Genomic DNA, 13,506 nt, shown 5'->3' on the forward strand with positions numbered 1-13,506 from the left:
GATCTCTGTTCGGTGTCACTCACAACAATTGCCCGATCGTATCGAGAAGCTGGCGCTGGTCGAACGTCTGTTTCGTCAGATAAGCATCCGCGCCGAGACCGAGCCCCCGTGCGACATCGTCGGCATCCCCCCGCGAGGTCATCAGGATGAGGGGAAGGCGGGCGAAAGACTCGTCCGCCCGCAGGGCTTTCAGCAGGCCGAACCCGTCGAGGCGCGGCATCTCCACATCGGCCACGACGAGATCCACATGCTCGATCCCGGCGCGGAGGCGGTCGAGCGCATCCTGCCCGTCGACGCAGACGACGACGCGGTAGCCCGCCGATTCCAGAATGCCCTTCTCCAAGGTTCGCGTGGTGATGGAATCGTCAACGACCAGGATCGTCGAACGTCGCGGGAGCGCGGCTGTTCCGGTGCGGTCTTCAACAGGCTCGGGCGCAGCGTGATTCGTCTCGGTCGCACGCGCCGCGAGGCCGTCGGGATCGAGGACGAGAACCGGCGTATCGCCGCCCAGGACGACGGTGCCCGAGATCAGGCGCGGATCCGCGCCGATCGGCGGCGCCGGCAGAACGAGGAGGTTTCGGACGTCGCGCAAGGCATCGATCCGCAGCACCCATGACCGGCCGCCCGAGCGCATCAGCACCGCCGTCACCGTGTGTCCCTCGCCCGGGCGGCTCTCCTCGCCCGTCACCCCGACGAGGCTCGCCAGATCCACGAGGGGAAGGGACAGATCCTCGCCGCGCTCCCTCGGCAGACGCACCATGATCCGGCCCATGGCGGTGTAGAGGCTCGACCGGTCGAGGCGCAGGAGACGTTCCACGCTGGCGCTCGGCAGGGCGAAGAGCGAGGCACCGACATCGACCAGCAGCAAGGTCCGCCGCGCCGCCGAAAGCGGCAGATGCATGATCAGCAACGTCCCGGCCGGAACACGCGGCTCGAGCCGGACGCTGCCCCCGAGACGTCGGACCGCGTCGGCGACGACGGAGAGGCCGATGCCCCGGCCGGACAGGGTATCGACGGCGGAGGCGGTGGAGAAGCCGGGCTCGAACACCAGCGCCAGAAGGGTATCGGGGTCGCCGTCGCCGGCCCCGATCAGGCCCCGCGCTCGCGCCGTCGCCTCGATGGCGCGCAGGTCCGGCCCGCGCCCGTCGTCATGGATGCCGAGGACGAGCCGGCCGCCGCGCACGGCGATGTCGAGGGTGATCGAAAGTGCGGGCGGCTTGCCCTGGCGTTCACGCTGCTCGGGCGTCTCTGCGCCGTGGCTCAGGGCGTTGCGCAAGGCGTGGAGGACCGGGTCCTTCAGCGATTGCAGCATGGCGCGGTCGACGGGCAGATCGAGACCGCGCGCGACGACGTCGATCTCGCGACCGGATTCTCGCGCCATGTCGCGGAGCGCACGCGGAAACGCACCGAAGACGGTCTCGGCCGGTACGAGGGTCAGGCGCTCGGCCTCCCGCCCGATCCGGGTGGAGGCCGCTTCCGCCGAGGCGATGATTCCGGTGCGGATCTGCGCGAGCTGCGCCGCATCGCGGGCGAGCGCGAGGAGCGCCGTCTCGAGGCCGCGCAGCTCCGCCCTCATGGCGTCGACGGCGGATTCCGCCGTCTCGGCATCGGAGGGGCGAGGCCGGGTCGTACCGGATTGCGCCTTGCTCCCGCGAAGGCTCTCGGCCCGGCGCCCGAGGGCGGCGGCATCCCGCTGGAGCCGAGCCAGACCTTCGCCCACCGCGGATTCCGCCCCGAGGGCGCTGGCGAGCTCATGCGAGGCCCGCGTGAGCGCCTCCACCGCATCCGCCGGCACGCGCAGGAGCACTCCCGGATCGCTGCCGGGCTCGGTGGGAGTCGATGCAGGTTTCTGCAGTCCCGCTTGCGCCGGAACACTCTCCGCCGGTGGACCGGGCTGCCGAGGAGGGGGCTCGACGGGAGGGTCGGGCTGAGCCGGCGACGGGCCCGCAAGGCAGCGGTCGAGGGACGCGAGCGCATCCGCCGGCATGGCCGGGTCCGCTTCGCCCTTGAGCGCGGCGACATAGGCTTCGATCCGGTCCAGGGCGAGATGGACGGCGCCCGTCGCCTCCCGGTCGAGGGTGCCGTCACCGGCGACGATCCGCTCGAACAGGGTCTCGAGCCGATGCGCCACGGCTTCGACCTTCGGCAGGTCCACGGCCCGCGAGGCGCCCTTCAGGCTGTGCGCCCGGCGGAACACGTCGTTCCAGTCGGGAGGCACATCCCCGGCCGCACCGGCCAGGGCGGCGCGGATCGCGTCGATATGTTCGCGATGCTCGACCTCGAAGGCCGCGAGGAGTTGCTGGCGGATATCCATGGGTGGCGGTCGCCCGGCCTCTCCCCTCAGTGCCGGTATCGGTCGGCGAGCGTCAGGAGCGCCTGGGCGAGTTCGGTGAGATTGGCGGAGGCCGCTTCCACCTCACGGGTCCCGGCGGCGGTCTGCTGGCTCGCCTGCCGGATGTTCTGGAGGGCGCCCATCACCTGCTCGATTCCGAGTTGCTGCTGGTTGGTGGAGGCGACGATCTGCTGGAAGGTCTGGACGCTCTCCTCGACCTTGGCGGTGATCTCCTCAATGGTCCGCTGGGTCGTGTCCGAGCGGGCCTTGCCCGTGCTCGTGCGCTTGACCGCCTCTTCGGTGAGCATGACCGAGGTGTTGATGCCCCTCTGGATCTCCGACAGGATGGTGCGCACCTGCGCGGTCGCCGCCTTGGCCTGATCGGCCAAAAGCTTCATCTCCGAGGCGACCACGGCGAAGCTCCGGCCGCTCTCGCCCGCCGCCGCCGCTTCGATCGCCGCGTTGAGCGCCAGCAGATGGGTGCGCTCCGAGATGTCGTTGACGGTGGTGATGATCTCGCCGATCGCCTGGGTCTTCTCGCTGAGGGATACGATGTTGCCGGCGACGGCCTCCGCCTGCTCGCGGATGGCATCCATGGCCTTGGCCGTATCGGCGACAGCCCTGAGGCCTGCCCGCGAGATCTGCGCGGTGGATTGGGCCGTAGCGATCACCTCGCTCGCGCGCTTGCCGATCTGGGCTCCGGAATGGGTGATCTCATCCACCGTGGCGGCGGTCTCCTGCACGGCCGCGAACTGCTCCTCGACGCTGGCCGCTTGTTCCTGGGCGGAAGCGCGGATCTCGGCGGCGGCGGCATTGAGGTCGGACGTGGCCGCCCGATTGGTCCGGGCGAGGTCGGCAAGACCCGAAACCATTCTGTTCAAGGTCGATGCGAGACGGCCGATCTCGTCGCCCCCCGTACGGTCGAGGGTGCGGGTCAGGTCGCCCGATCCGACCTGCTCGGCGAAGGCCATGACCTCTTCGAGGGGCTTCACCACGCCCCGGCGGATGAGGCCGGTGACCACGATGCTCAGGAGAACGCACAAGGCGAGGATGAGCACGATGGAAACGAGGCTGCGCTCGTAGATGTCGGTAGCCCGGCGCTGGCCGGCATCGATCCCCTGATCGAGCAGGTCGCGGGTGCGGTCGAGATCGCGCAGGAACTCGTCCTGCAGGCGGTTCAGATCGGAGTTGCGAGCCTCCACCCCATCGACATCCTTGGCCGCGATGGCGGAAAGCTGAACTTCGCTGGCGGTCCGCAGCTTCCGGAAATCCGTGGCGGCAATAGTCGCGGATTCGCCGAGCCTCTTCCAGATCGCGGCACGCTCCGGCGACGGTGCCGTCGCGGAATAGCCGTCGGCGGTGCGGACGGTGTCGACGAGGATAGCCTCGGATTCGGAGGCGACGCGGCGCCACGTGTCGATGATCGCGGCGATCTCGGTATCGGGCCGGTTGCGCATCAGCGCGGCGATCACGCCGTTGCGCCGAAGGTTGCCGAGGTCACGAGACTTGTTGCCGAGATCGTCGAGCTTGCGCGCGATGGTGAGGTCCCGCGAGACGATCGTCGTCGTGTTGTCGCGGACGGCCCCGATCTGGCTCAGCGCATAGGCGCCCAGTCCGACCATCACCAGGGTGACGACGACGAAGCCGAAGAGGATCCGTTTTCCAATCGAGATCGACACGCTTGGCGATGCTCCGAAACCGCTCGACGGGAAAAGGCCCGGGTGAGCCTTACCGTCAGCTTTGAGGCAGGTATCGCCGCAGGAGGCGCGGCAGATCGATGACGACGAAGCCGGCCTCGCCGCCCTGGCGGGCGGCGTCCTGGCCGGGTGCCGGTGCATAGCCCGAAACCGCGTCCGCACCCAAGCCGCCGAGATGAAGCGGGGCACTCGCGAAGGCGCCGTCCACATCGCTGACCGCGAGAACCCGGTCGACGGCGAGGGCGAGCGGCATGATCCCTCCGCGAAGCACGAGAATATGTCCGGCCGAGGCCGGCATGTCGCCAGGCCTGGCCGAGACGGGCCGCCGCAACGCACCGGACAGGCTGAGGACGCTGACGACGCGACCGGACAGGGCGATGAGGCCCAGCAGCTCCGCCGGCGCCCCCGGCACCGGCGTATAGGAACGGGCCGGCACCACCTGCGCCACCGCCTCCAGGGGCAGGCCGTAGCGATCGTCGCCCGACTGGCAGACGAGGAAAGGCGTCATCGCGACCCGAGCCGTGCTCTCCCGTCCACGGCAGGCCAGGGCCACGGTGCGCTCGGCGAGGAGGGCGGCCACGTAGGGATCGACCTCGGCAGTCCCAGCGGGCGGTTCGATCACGATACGGGTTTCCTCATGCGCATGCGGGCGGCATCGGCATTGGCGACCAGTTGCCCGGCGGTCAGGCCGTCTCCTTCCGCCACGGAGGCGTCGGACGGCTGGGCCCGGCCGAAGCGGATGGCGTTGTCGAAGGCGCGATCCGCCTCCGCGTGCCGGCCGATGGCGGCGAGCAGAAGGCCGAGCTGGTAATGCGCCATCGCGAAGCTCCGGTCGAGATAGAGTGCCCCGCGCAATGCCCGCTCGGCCTCGGCCTCGCGCCCGAGCCCATAGGCGAGAAGCCCGTCATAGTAGTGGAGTCGCGCGTCCGTGGGCGTGGCGAGGAGGGCATCGCGGACCATGCGCCAGCCCTCGGCGATCCGGCCGGAATCCCCCAAAGCCCGGATCGCATCGAGAACCGTGTCCGGATCTTCGGCTTCGACGGGCTCCGCGAGCGGCGGGATGGTCTCGACGACGGGGGGTGGAAGCGGGACGAATCGCGGCAGTTCGACGACGGGGGGAAACGGCTCCGCGACCGTCACCGGAGGCAGGACGATGGGCGGCGCGGGAGGCGTGACGGCGACGGCATCGCCGCCGAGCGGTCGGTAGGCCACCGTACCGGGCAGGTTCATCGGCTGCAGCGTGCCGGCGAAGGCCGGGTTCGGCTCGGCATGGCCGATGAGCAACCAGCCGTCCGGCACCAGCCTGCGTCCCAGGGCACGCACGATTCCGAGGACAGCATCGGCCTGAAAGTAGATCAGCACGTTGCGGCAGAGGATGAGGTCGAAATCGGCGAAATGCGACGGCGCCGTACCGTCGAGGAGACTCATCAGGTTGTGGTGCTCGAAGCGCACCATCCTTCGAAACTCGGGCCGCAAGGTGAAGCTGCCCTCGCGCGCGATCCCCGGCACCGAAGGGCCGCAGACGAAGTAGCGGGCATGCTCTTCCGGCGGCAATGTCCGCAGGGCCCAGCGCCCGAACAGCGCCGCCCGCGCCGTCGCCAGCGCTTCGGTGCTGATATCCGTGCCGGTGATGTCGATCCGCCACTCGTGCAGCGCATCGCCGAGGAGTTCGTGGATCAGGATCGCGATGGAATAGGGCTCCGCCCCGGTGGAACAGCCGGCGCTCCAGATCCGCAGGGACTTCGCCTCCGCCCGCGCGGCGATCAGGCCGGGCAGGATGGTCCCGCGCAACGCCGCGAACTGCTCGGCGTAGCGGAAGAAGAAGGTCTCGCCGATGGTGATCTCGGCCTCCAGGGCGGCCCATTCCGCCGGCCCGGTGGCCTCGCCGTCAAGATGTGCGAGATAGGCCTGGGAATCGGCAAGGCGGCAGGCCTTGAAGCGCTTGCGCAACCGGTCGAAGAGCAGATCGTCCTTGTCTGCGTAGTAGTGATGCCCCGTCCGGGCGATCACCTTGTCCTTGAGGGCGGGAAAACCCGGATCGATCTCCGCGACGGCACGCACCGGGCGCTTCATGCGGCGGACTTCCCAGACAGAACCGCTGTCGGGCCTACCTCGTTCGGACGCGGCATGCGGTTCACGCGTCTTCGAGACGGGCGAGATCGGACAGGCGCGCGGCGGCGGCCTCCGTCAGCGCCTGCACGCGGCGGCGCTCCTCGGCGTCGAGGAGCCGGTCCATGCCGAGGATCTGGGTGAGCTGCTCGCCCTGTACGATCTCGCCGACGACACAGCCGTTGAGACTGGTCTCCGCCGCCCGCGCACGGACGGCGTCCGGGGCGACGAGAACCAGATCGCGGGCGCGGTCCACCAGGATCGCCGTGCCGCGATCGGCCGACAGCAGCAGGTGGCGGTAGGGATCGGCCTCCCGTGCGGGCATGGGCGGCAGCATCAGGAGCCGGCCGAGATCGATCACCGGCACCGTCGTCCCGCCGAGATCGAGGAACCCGGCGAGCCATGTGCCCGTCAGGGTGGGCGGATGGAGGCGGGGGAGGGGCAGGACCTCGCTCACGGACGAGCGTCGCATCGCGAAGCCGGTGCCGGCCACGTCGAGGATGAGATAGGCCGTCATCTCGGACTGAGGCATCGTCCCGGCGGGGTCTGAGGAAGTACGACTTCGGATCCCCGCCAGATAGGACGACAGGGCGCTCCGGCGCAAACGGGTTCGTCATCCCGATGTCGCCGGATGCAAGGCCATCGAAGGTTGCCGCGCGCAGCCAAGAGAGCGGCCGGGGTGCAACCTTACGGGCCGAACGGAGCGGTCTCGCCGTACCGTCGAAAAGCCGCTTGACCTGGAGCGCACTCCAGCTCGTAGACAGCCTTTACCGAAGGGGTTTCGCGATGAGAATCAGTGCCTTCGCAGCGAGGAGCGGGCTCAGCGTCGACACGCTTCGATACTATGAGCGGATCGGATTGCTCCCTCGCAGCGGACGAGATTCCGGCGGTCGGCGGGATTACGGAAGCGACGACCTCGTCTGGGCGACCTTCCTTCGCAAGCTCCAGGCGATGGATATGCCCATGCGCGAACGGCTCGAATACAGCCGCCTGCGCGCGGAGGGCGATGCGACCCTCGAAGCCCGTCGCAGTCTCCTCGAGGCGCATCGCATCGCGCTGATCGCGCGCAGGTCGGAACTGTCGGACCTCATCGCGGGACTGGATGACAAGATCACCCACTACCGGGCCCTGGAAGCAACGCGCGAGAGCAAGGACAATGACGATGACCCGACGTACCGTGCTGACCTCAGCAACGGCCCTCCCGCTGGCGGCCCAACATGCCGAGGCGCAGGAGGCAGCGACTGAAACCCGCTATCAACGCGGACTGGCTCAACTGGAGGCCATCAGCGGTCCGCACGGCGCGGCGGTCGTCAGAAGTCTCGACGACATCGCGCCCGATCTCGGCCGATACATCGTCGAGTTCGCTTACGGCGACGTGTTTTCCCGCGACGGGCTCGATGTGAAGACGAGGGAGATCGCCACAGTCGCCGCCCTCACGGCGATGGGAACGGCCGCGCCCCAACTCCGGGTCCACATGCAGGCCGCCCTCCGCGTCGGCGTGACGCCGGCGGCCTTGATCGAGACGATCATGCAGATGATTCCCTATGTGGGGTTCCCTGCGGCGCTCAACGCCGTGGCGATCGCACGCGACGTTTTCGCCACCGACCATCGGTGAGCCTGCCTCTGATTGGCCGTTGACCGTGATGGATTGCTTCTGTATTCAGACCCCTCGAAATGTCGATTCGCCCTTCGGCGGGTCACAGAGAAAAGTTTTCAAGTCGATGCGTGTCATCCTTATCGTAACGAAAGCGCCACCGACGGGGCGGTCCTGACAGCAGGATCGCGATCCGGATGGTGGCGCATGCAGGGTCCTTCGGGGCCCTTTTTTGTTGCCTGAGCCAAGACGTGACACGGAACGAGCAACCGGGTTTCAGGGAGTTGAGACGATGAGCGGCGAGGTCATGACCGGGGCCGAAATGGTCATCCGGGCGTTCCGGGATCAGGGTGTCGATACGCTGTTCGGGTATCCGGGCGGTGCGGTGCTGCCGATCTACGATGCCCTCTTCCACCAGGAAGAACTGAAGCACGTCCTCGTGCGCCACGAGCAGGGCGCGGTCCATGCGGCCGAGGGCTATGCCCGCTCCTCGGGTAAGGTCGGCTGCGTCCTCGTTACCTCCGGCCCCGGCGCCACCAACATCGTCACGGGCCTCACCGACGCGATGCTGGATTCGATCCCCCTCGTCTGCATCACCGGCCAGGTCCCGACGCACCTGATCGGCACCGATGCGTTCCAGGAATGCGACACGGTCGGCATCACCCGCCACTGCACGAAGCACAATTATCTGGTCAAATCGATCGACGACCTGCCGCGCATCCTGCACGAGGCCTTCTTCGTCGCCTCGAACGGCCGGCCGGGCCCCGTCGTGGTCGATCTGCCGAAAGACATCCAGTTCGCCAGCGGGATCTACGAGCGCCCCACCCATAACGGCCACAAGACCTACCGCCCCGCCTTCAAGGGCGACGCGCAGGCGATCCAGTCGGCCGTCGAGCTGATGGCGAATGCCCGCCGTCCGGTTCTCTATACCGGCGGCGGCGTCATCAATTCCGGCCCGCACGCCTCGGCGCTCCTGCGCCAGCTGGCCGAGGTCACCGGCTTTCCCGTCACCTCGACCCTGATGGGTCTGGGTGCCTTCCCGGCCTCGAACCCGCAGTTCCTGGGCATGCTGGGCATGCACGGGACCTACGAGGCCAACCTCGCCATGCACGAATGCGACGTGATGGTCTGTATCGGCGCCCGGTTCGACGACCGCATCACCGGCCGTCTCGACGCGTTCTCGCCCTTCTCCAAGAAGATCCACATCGACGTCGATGCTTCCTCGATCAACAAGGTGGTCAAGGTCGATGTCGGCATCGTCGGCGATTGCGGCTCGGTGCTGGGAGACATGCTCGCGGCCTGGAAGGCCCTGCCCAAGCGTCCCGACCAGGGCCGCTTCGACGAGTGGATGGCCAAGATCCGCACCTGGAAGGCGCGGGACTGCCTCGCCTATTGGCCGTCGGGCACGATCATCAAGCCGCAATACGCGGTGCAGCGCCTCTACGAGGCCTGCAAGGACCGGAAGACCTTCATCACCACGGAGGTCGGCCAGCACCAGATGTGGGCGGCGCAGTACTTCAAGTTCGACGAGCCGAACCGTTGGATGACCTCCGGCGGCCTCGGCACCATGGGCTACGGCCTGCCCGCGGCCATCGGCACCCAGCTCGCCAATCCAGACGGTCTCGTCATCGACATCGCCGGCGAGGCCTCGATCCTGATGAACATCCAGGAGATGTCGACGGCCGTGCAGTATCGCCTGCCGGTCAAGATCTTCATCCTGAACAACGAGTATATGGGCATGGTGCGCCAGTGGCAGGAGTTGCTGCACGGATCGCGCTATTCCCAGAGTTATTCGGAAAGCCTGCCGGACTTCGTCAAGCTGGCGGAAGCCTATGGCGCCAAGGGCATGCGCTGCGACAAGCCGGGCGAGCTCGACGGGGCGATCGCCGAGATGCTGGCCCATGACGGCCCGGTCATCTTCGATTGCATCGTCGACAAGAAAGAGAACTGCTTCCCGATGATCCCGTCGGGCAAGGCGCACAATGAGATGCTGCTCTCCGACTACCTCGGCGAGACCGGTATGGACCTCGGCGACGTGATCTCCGAGGAAGGCAAGATGCTGGTCTGACCGGCGGCGCGGAGGAGAGACGTCATGAACGCCATGAACACACACTACCCCGATGCCGGTCGGGTCGAGCCGATCAACCGGCACACGCTCGCCGTCATCGTGGACAACGAGCCGGGCGTCCTCGCGCGGATCGCGGGGATGTTCTCGGGACGCGGCTACAACATCGAGAGCCTCACGGTGTCGGAGACCGAGGTGGCGCGCCACATCTCGCGCATCACCATCGTCACCGCCGGCACCGATGCGGTGATCCAGCAGATCAAGGCCCAGCTCGACCGGCTCGTGCCCGTGCACCGGGTCGTCGACCTCACGCTCCAGGGCAAGGCCCTCGAGCGTGAGCTCTGCCTCGTCAAGGTGGCGGGTACCGGAGAGCACCGCACCGAATCGCTGACCCTCGCCGCCGCCTTCGGCGCCAAGACCCTGGACGCGACCCTGAACTCCTTCGTGTTCGAGGTCACCGGCACCACCGAGGAGATCGACCGCTTCATCGGCCTGATGACGGTGATCGGCCTCGTGGAGATCTCCCGCACGGGCATCGCGGCCATGGGGCGTGGCTCGGAAGCGATGTGAGGCTTTTTCGCCGAGGGTGGTAGAGTGCCGGAGATGTGCCGGGGGTGATGCGATGAGAGCGAGGCTGGAACGGAGTGGAGAGGATTTCGTCCTCTCATTGACCCGAGAGGACGTGCGGAAGCTCGGTCTCGTCGAGGGCCAGGAAGTGGACATCGATCCAGTGCCTGCTCCTCTCGCGCCTCCGCCCGCCCGCCGCTACGTCAACGGGTTCCCCGTCTTCACGATGGCCGAGATGGCAGCAGAGATGAAGCGACTCGGGCCGGATTTCGAGCCTCCGACGGTCGATTGGGGACCGGATGTCGGTTCCGAGATCATTGACGATGACGATCCCCGCTGATCGGCCGTATGAGCCAGGGGACCTGATTCTTGTTGATCTCGACCCCGTCCTCGGAACCGAGCAACGCGGAAAGCGACCGGTCCTCGTCATCTCGACCCTGGAGACGAACAAATTGACCCGGCGGATCATCATCTGCCCGGTCACCCGCAATCGCGATCCCTGGCCGACGAAGGTCTTTCTACCAGCGGGTCTGGGCGTCGATGGCGCAATCCTCTCCGATCAGGTCCGCTCGATCGACCGCAGAGCGCGCATCCTCCGCTCCCTCGGGACAGTCCCCGATCCCATACTCGCGGAAGTCCGCGCGAAGGTGGCAGCATTGATCGGCTTGCAGTTCGGCAGTGCGGCCCAGGAAGGCTCAGCTCAATGACCACCCTCTACTACGCCCCCGGCGCCTGCTCGCTCGCCTCCCACATCGCCCTCGAGGAAACGGGAGCGCCCTACGAGACCGTGCGGCTCGACCTCGCCAAGGGCGACCAGCGGGCGGCCGAATACCTCGCTATCAACGAGCGCGGCCGCGTGCCGGCGCTGGTGGAGGAGGATTGGGTGCTCACCGAGAACACCGCCATCCTGCGCCACATCGCGCGCAGTCATCCGCAGGCCGGCCTGTGGCCGCAAGCGCCCCGCGATCAGGCGCGGGTCGACGAATGGCTGGGCTGGCTCTCCACCGGCCATCATATCGCCTACGCGCATATCCGCCGGGCCGAGCGCTACGCGAGCGATGAGACGGCCTTCCCGGGCATCCAGGCCAAGGGAGTCGAGACCTGCGGCGACCTCTTCACCATGACCGAGGTCAAGCTCTCCAACGGAGGCTGGGCCGTCGGCGAAGCCTACAGCGTCGCCGATCCCTACCTGCTGCTGTTCTGGACCTGGGGCCGGGGACCCGCGCTCGGTTTCGATATGGCGGAGCGCTTTCCCCACTGGACCGCGCATGCCCGCGCCATGGCGGCGCGGCCCGCCGTGCAGGCCGTGTTCGCCCGCGAAGGCCTCAAACTGCCTGAATAAGGTTCGACCGGGGGTACACCGCCTCTTGTCCGGGAAACCGAATCGGCCTATGCCGCCGCGTACCGTACGGTACGGTACTGGTTTTCTGGAAGCATGAGCACGACGGTCGCACGCGACGAGACGGTGCATGAGGCGCCCTCGGCCCGCCAACAGGCGGTGCTCGATGCCGTGCTCGCTCTCCTCGTCGAAGAGGGCGACCAGCTCACCATGGACGCGGTCGCGCGCCGGGCGAGCTGCTCGAAGGAAACCCTGTACAAATGGTTCGGGGACCGGGACGGTCTCCTCACCGCCACGGTGCGCTGGCAGGCCTCGCGGGTCCATGCGGGGCGCGACGCGGTGGGCGCGCTCGATGCGGCCGCCTTACGCGATCGCCTGCTCGATTTCGCCGTGACCTGGCTCGATGTGATCGCAGGCCGCACCTCGGTGGTGCTGAACCGCATCGCCATCGCGCATGCCGGGTCGCGCAAGGGCAACCTCGGCGCCATCGTGCTGGCGAACGGGCGGCTCGCCATCGGCGGGCGGGTCAAGCCCGTGCTCGAAGCGGGCCGCGCGGCCGGGCTCCTCGCCTTCGAGGACAGCGAGACCGCCTTCCGGACCTTCTTCGGTCTGGTCGGGCGCGACGTCCAGATCCGACTTCTCCTCGGCGACGCGCTCGACCTCGACGCCGCCGAGATCCGACGCGACGCGGCCCGCGCCGTCGACCAGTTCCTGGCCCTCTACGGCCAGGCCCGTCCCTGACACCCCACGAAGAGAGGAACCAACCCATGCGGGTCTATTACGATCGTGACGCCGACCTCAATCTGATCAAGGGCAAGAAGGTCGTCATCGTCGGCTACGGCAGCCAGGGCCATGCCCACGCCCTCAACCTGCGTGATTCCGGCGTGAAGGGCATCGTCATCGCCCTCCGCGAGGGCTCGGCCACCGCCAAGAAGGCGGAGCACGAGGGCTTCACGGTGATGAACGTCGCCGACGCCGCCAAACAGGCCGACGTCGTCATGATGCTCACCCCGGACGAGCTCCAGGGCGACATCTACAAGGAGTCGCTCGAGCCGAACATGAAGCAGGGCGCCGCCCTCCTGTTCGCCCACGGCCTCAACGTCCACTTCAACCTCATCGAGCCCCGCAAGGACCTCGACGTGCTCATGGTCGCCCCGAAGGGCCCCGGCCACACCGTGCGCGGCGAGTACCTCAAGGGCGGCGGCGTGCCGACCCTGATCGCCATTGCGCAGGACGCTTCCGGCAACGCGCACGATCTCGGCCTGTCCTACGCTTCGGCGAATGGCGGCGGCCGCGCCGGCATCATCGAGACGACCTTCAAGGAAGAGTGCGAGACCGACCTGTTCGGCGAGCAGGCCGTGCTGTGCGGCGGTCTCGTCGAACTCATCAAGGCCGGTTTCGAGACCCTGGTCGAGGGCGGCTACGCTCCCGAGATGGCCTATTTCGAGTGCCTCCACGAGGTGAAGCTCATCGTCGACCTCATCTACGAGGGCGGCATCGCCAACATGAACTACTCGATCTCCAACACCGCCGAGTACGGTGAATACGTCACCGGCCCGCGCATCGTCACCGCCGAGACGAAGGCCGAGATGAAGCGCGTGCTGGACGATATCCAGTCGGGCAAGTTCACCCGCGACTGGATGCTGGAGAACAAGGTCGGCCAGACCTCGTTCAAGGCCACCCGCGCCAAGCTCGCCCGTCACCCGATCGAGGAAGTCGGCTCGAAGCTCCGTGGCATGATGCCGTGGATCTCCGAGAAGGCCCTGGTCGACAAGTCCAAGAACTGATTTTTTGTGATGGGCG

General features: G+C 67.6%; 14 protein-coding genes. 9 read left to right on the forward strand and 5 right to left on the reverse strand.

The window, feature by feature from the left end; all coding sequences use genetic code 11:
• Positions 1 to 19 precede the first annotated feature (19 nt).
• The 5 genes from ASF32_RS10305 to ASF32_RS10325 form a co-directional block, all read right to left on the reverse strand.
• Positions 20 to 2,314, reverse strand: a complete 2,295-nt coding sequence (locus ASF32_RS10305; protein WP_056427395.1) for a response regulator — start codon at positions 2,312 to 2,314, stop codon at positions 20 to 22.
• 26 nt (positions 2,315 to 2,340) lie between these two features.
• On the reverse strand, positions 2,341 to 4,011 hold the full coding sequence (locus ASF32_RS10310) for a methyl-accepting chemotaxis protein (protein ID WP_056427397.1): 1,671 nt from the start codon (positions 4,009 to 4,011) through the stop codon (positions 2,341 to 2,343).
• A gap of 55 nt (positions 4,012 to 4,066) precedes the next feature.
• Positions 4,067 to 4,651 (reverse strand): chemotaxis protein CheW, encoded by a 585-nt coding sequence (locus ASF32_RS10315; protein ID WP_056427400.1) that lies wholly within the window; start codon positions 4,649 to 4,651, stop codon positions 4,067 to 4,069.
• Positions 4,648 to 6,102, reverse strand: a complete 1,455-nt coding sequence (locus ASF32_RS10320; RefSeq protein WP_056427403.1) for a CheR family methyltransferase — start codon at positions 6,100 to 6,102, stop codon at positions 4,648 to 4,650. The genes ASF32_RS10315 and ASF32_RS10320 overlap by 4 nt, the downstream gene beginning before the upstream one ends.
• A 61-nt stretch (positions 6,103 to 6,163) precedes the next feature.
• Positions 6,164 to 6,670, reverse strand: a complete 507-nt coding sequence (locus ASF32_RS10325; RefSeq protein WP_056427405.1) for a chemotaxis protein CheW — start codon at positions 6,668 to 6,670, stop codon at positions 6,164 to 6,166.
• A 431-nt stretch (positions 6,671 to 7,101) separates the two neighbouring features.
• Between ASF32_RS10325 and ASF32_RS26435 the strand changes: the two genes are divergently transcribed.
• The 9 genes from ASF32_RS26435 (at position 7,102) to ilvC (ending at position 13,490) form a co-directional block, all read left to right on the forward strand.
• Positions 7,102 to 7,383 (forward strand): hypothetical protein, encoded by a 282-nt coding sequence (locus tag ASF32_RS26435; RefSeq protein ID WP_244478045.1) that lies wholly within the window; start codon positions 7,102 to 7,104, stop codon positions 7,381 to 7,383.
• Positions 7,301 to 7,753 carry a carboxymuconolactone decarboxylase family protein gene (locus ASF32_RS10335; protein ID WP_082470254.1) on the forward strand — a complete coding sequence of 151 codons (453 nt, stop codon included), beginning with the start codon at positions 7,301 to 7,303 and terminating at the stop codon, positions 7,751 to 7,753. The genes ASF32_RS26435 and ASF32_RS10335 overlap by 83 nt, the downstream gene beginning before the upstream one ends.
• A 271-nt stretch (positions 7,754 to 8,024) precedes the next feature.
• The gene (locus ASF32_RS10340; protein WP_056427408.1) at positions 8,025 to 9,800 is read left to right on the forward strand and encodes an acetolactate synthase 3 large subunit; all 1,776 of its coding nucleotides are present in this window, start codon (positions 8,025 to 8,027) and stop codon (positions 9,798 to 9,800) included.
• 24 nt (positions 9,801 to 9,824) lie between these two features.
• Positions 9,825 to 10,367, forward strand: coding sequence for an acetolactate synthase small subunit (gene ilvN, locus ASF32_RS10345; protein ID WP_018044192.1), 543 nt, complete (start codon positions 9,825 to 9,827; stop codon positions 10,365 to 10,367).
• 112 nt (positions 10,368 to 10,479) lie between these two features.
• Positions 10,480 to 10,704: a MazF family transcriptional regulator gene (locus tag ASF32_RS10350; RefSeq protein ID WP_244478044.1), complete on the forward strand. Its 225-nt coding sequence runs from the start codon at positions 10,480 to 10,482 to the stop codon at positions 10,702 to 10,704.
• Positions 10,688 to 11,071, forward strand: coding sequence for a type II toxin-antitoxin system PemK/MazF family toxin (locus ASF32_RS10355; protein WP_056427414.1), 384 nt, complete (start codon positions 10,688 to 10,690; stop codon positions 11,069 to 11,071). Before ASF32_RS10350 ends, ASF32_RS10355 begins: the two co-directional genes overlap by 17 nt.
• Positions 11,068 to 11,706 (forward strand): glutathione S-transferase, encoded by a 639-nt coding sequence (locus tag ASF32_RS10360; RefSeq protein ID WP_056427420.1) that lies wholly within the window; start codon positions 11,068 to 11,070, stop codon positions 11,704 to 11,706. Before ASF32_RS10355 ends, ASF32_RS10360 begins: the two co-directional genes overlap by 4 nt.
• A 93-nt stretch (positions 11,707 to 11,799) precedes the next feature.
• Positions 11,800 to 12,444 (forward strand): TetR/AcrR family transcriptional regulator C-terminal domain-containing protein, encoded by a 645-nt coding sequence (locus tag ASF32_RS10365; RefSeq protein ID WP_056427423.1) that lies wholly within the window; start codon positions 11,800 to 11,802, stop codon positions 12,442 to 12,444.
• Positions 12,445 to 12,470: 26 nt separating this feature from the next.
• Complete coding sequence (gene ilvC / locus ASF32_RS10370; protein WP_019904456.1) at positions 12,471 to 13,490, forward strand: ketol-acid reductoisomerase; 1,020 nt, start codon at positions 12,471 to 12,473, stop codon at positions 13,488 to 13,490.
• The last annotated feature ends 16 nt before the right edge of the window (positions 13,491 to 13,506 follow it).

Source organism: Methylobacterium sp. Leaf91 (assembly GCF_001422815.1).
In the GTDB taxonomy this organism is placed as follows: domain Bacteria; phylum Pseudomonadota; class Alphaproteobacteria; order Rhizobiales; family Beijerinckiaceae; genus Methylobacterium.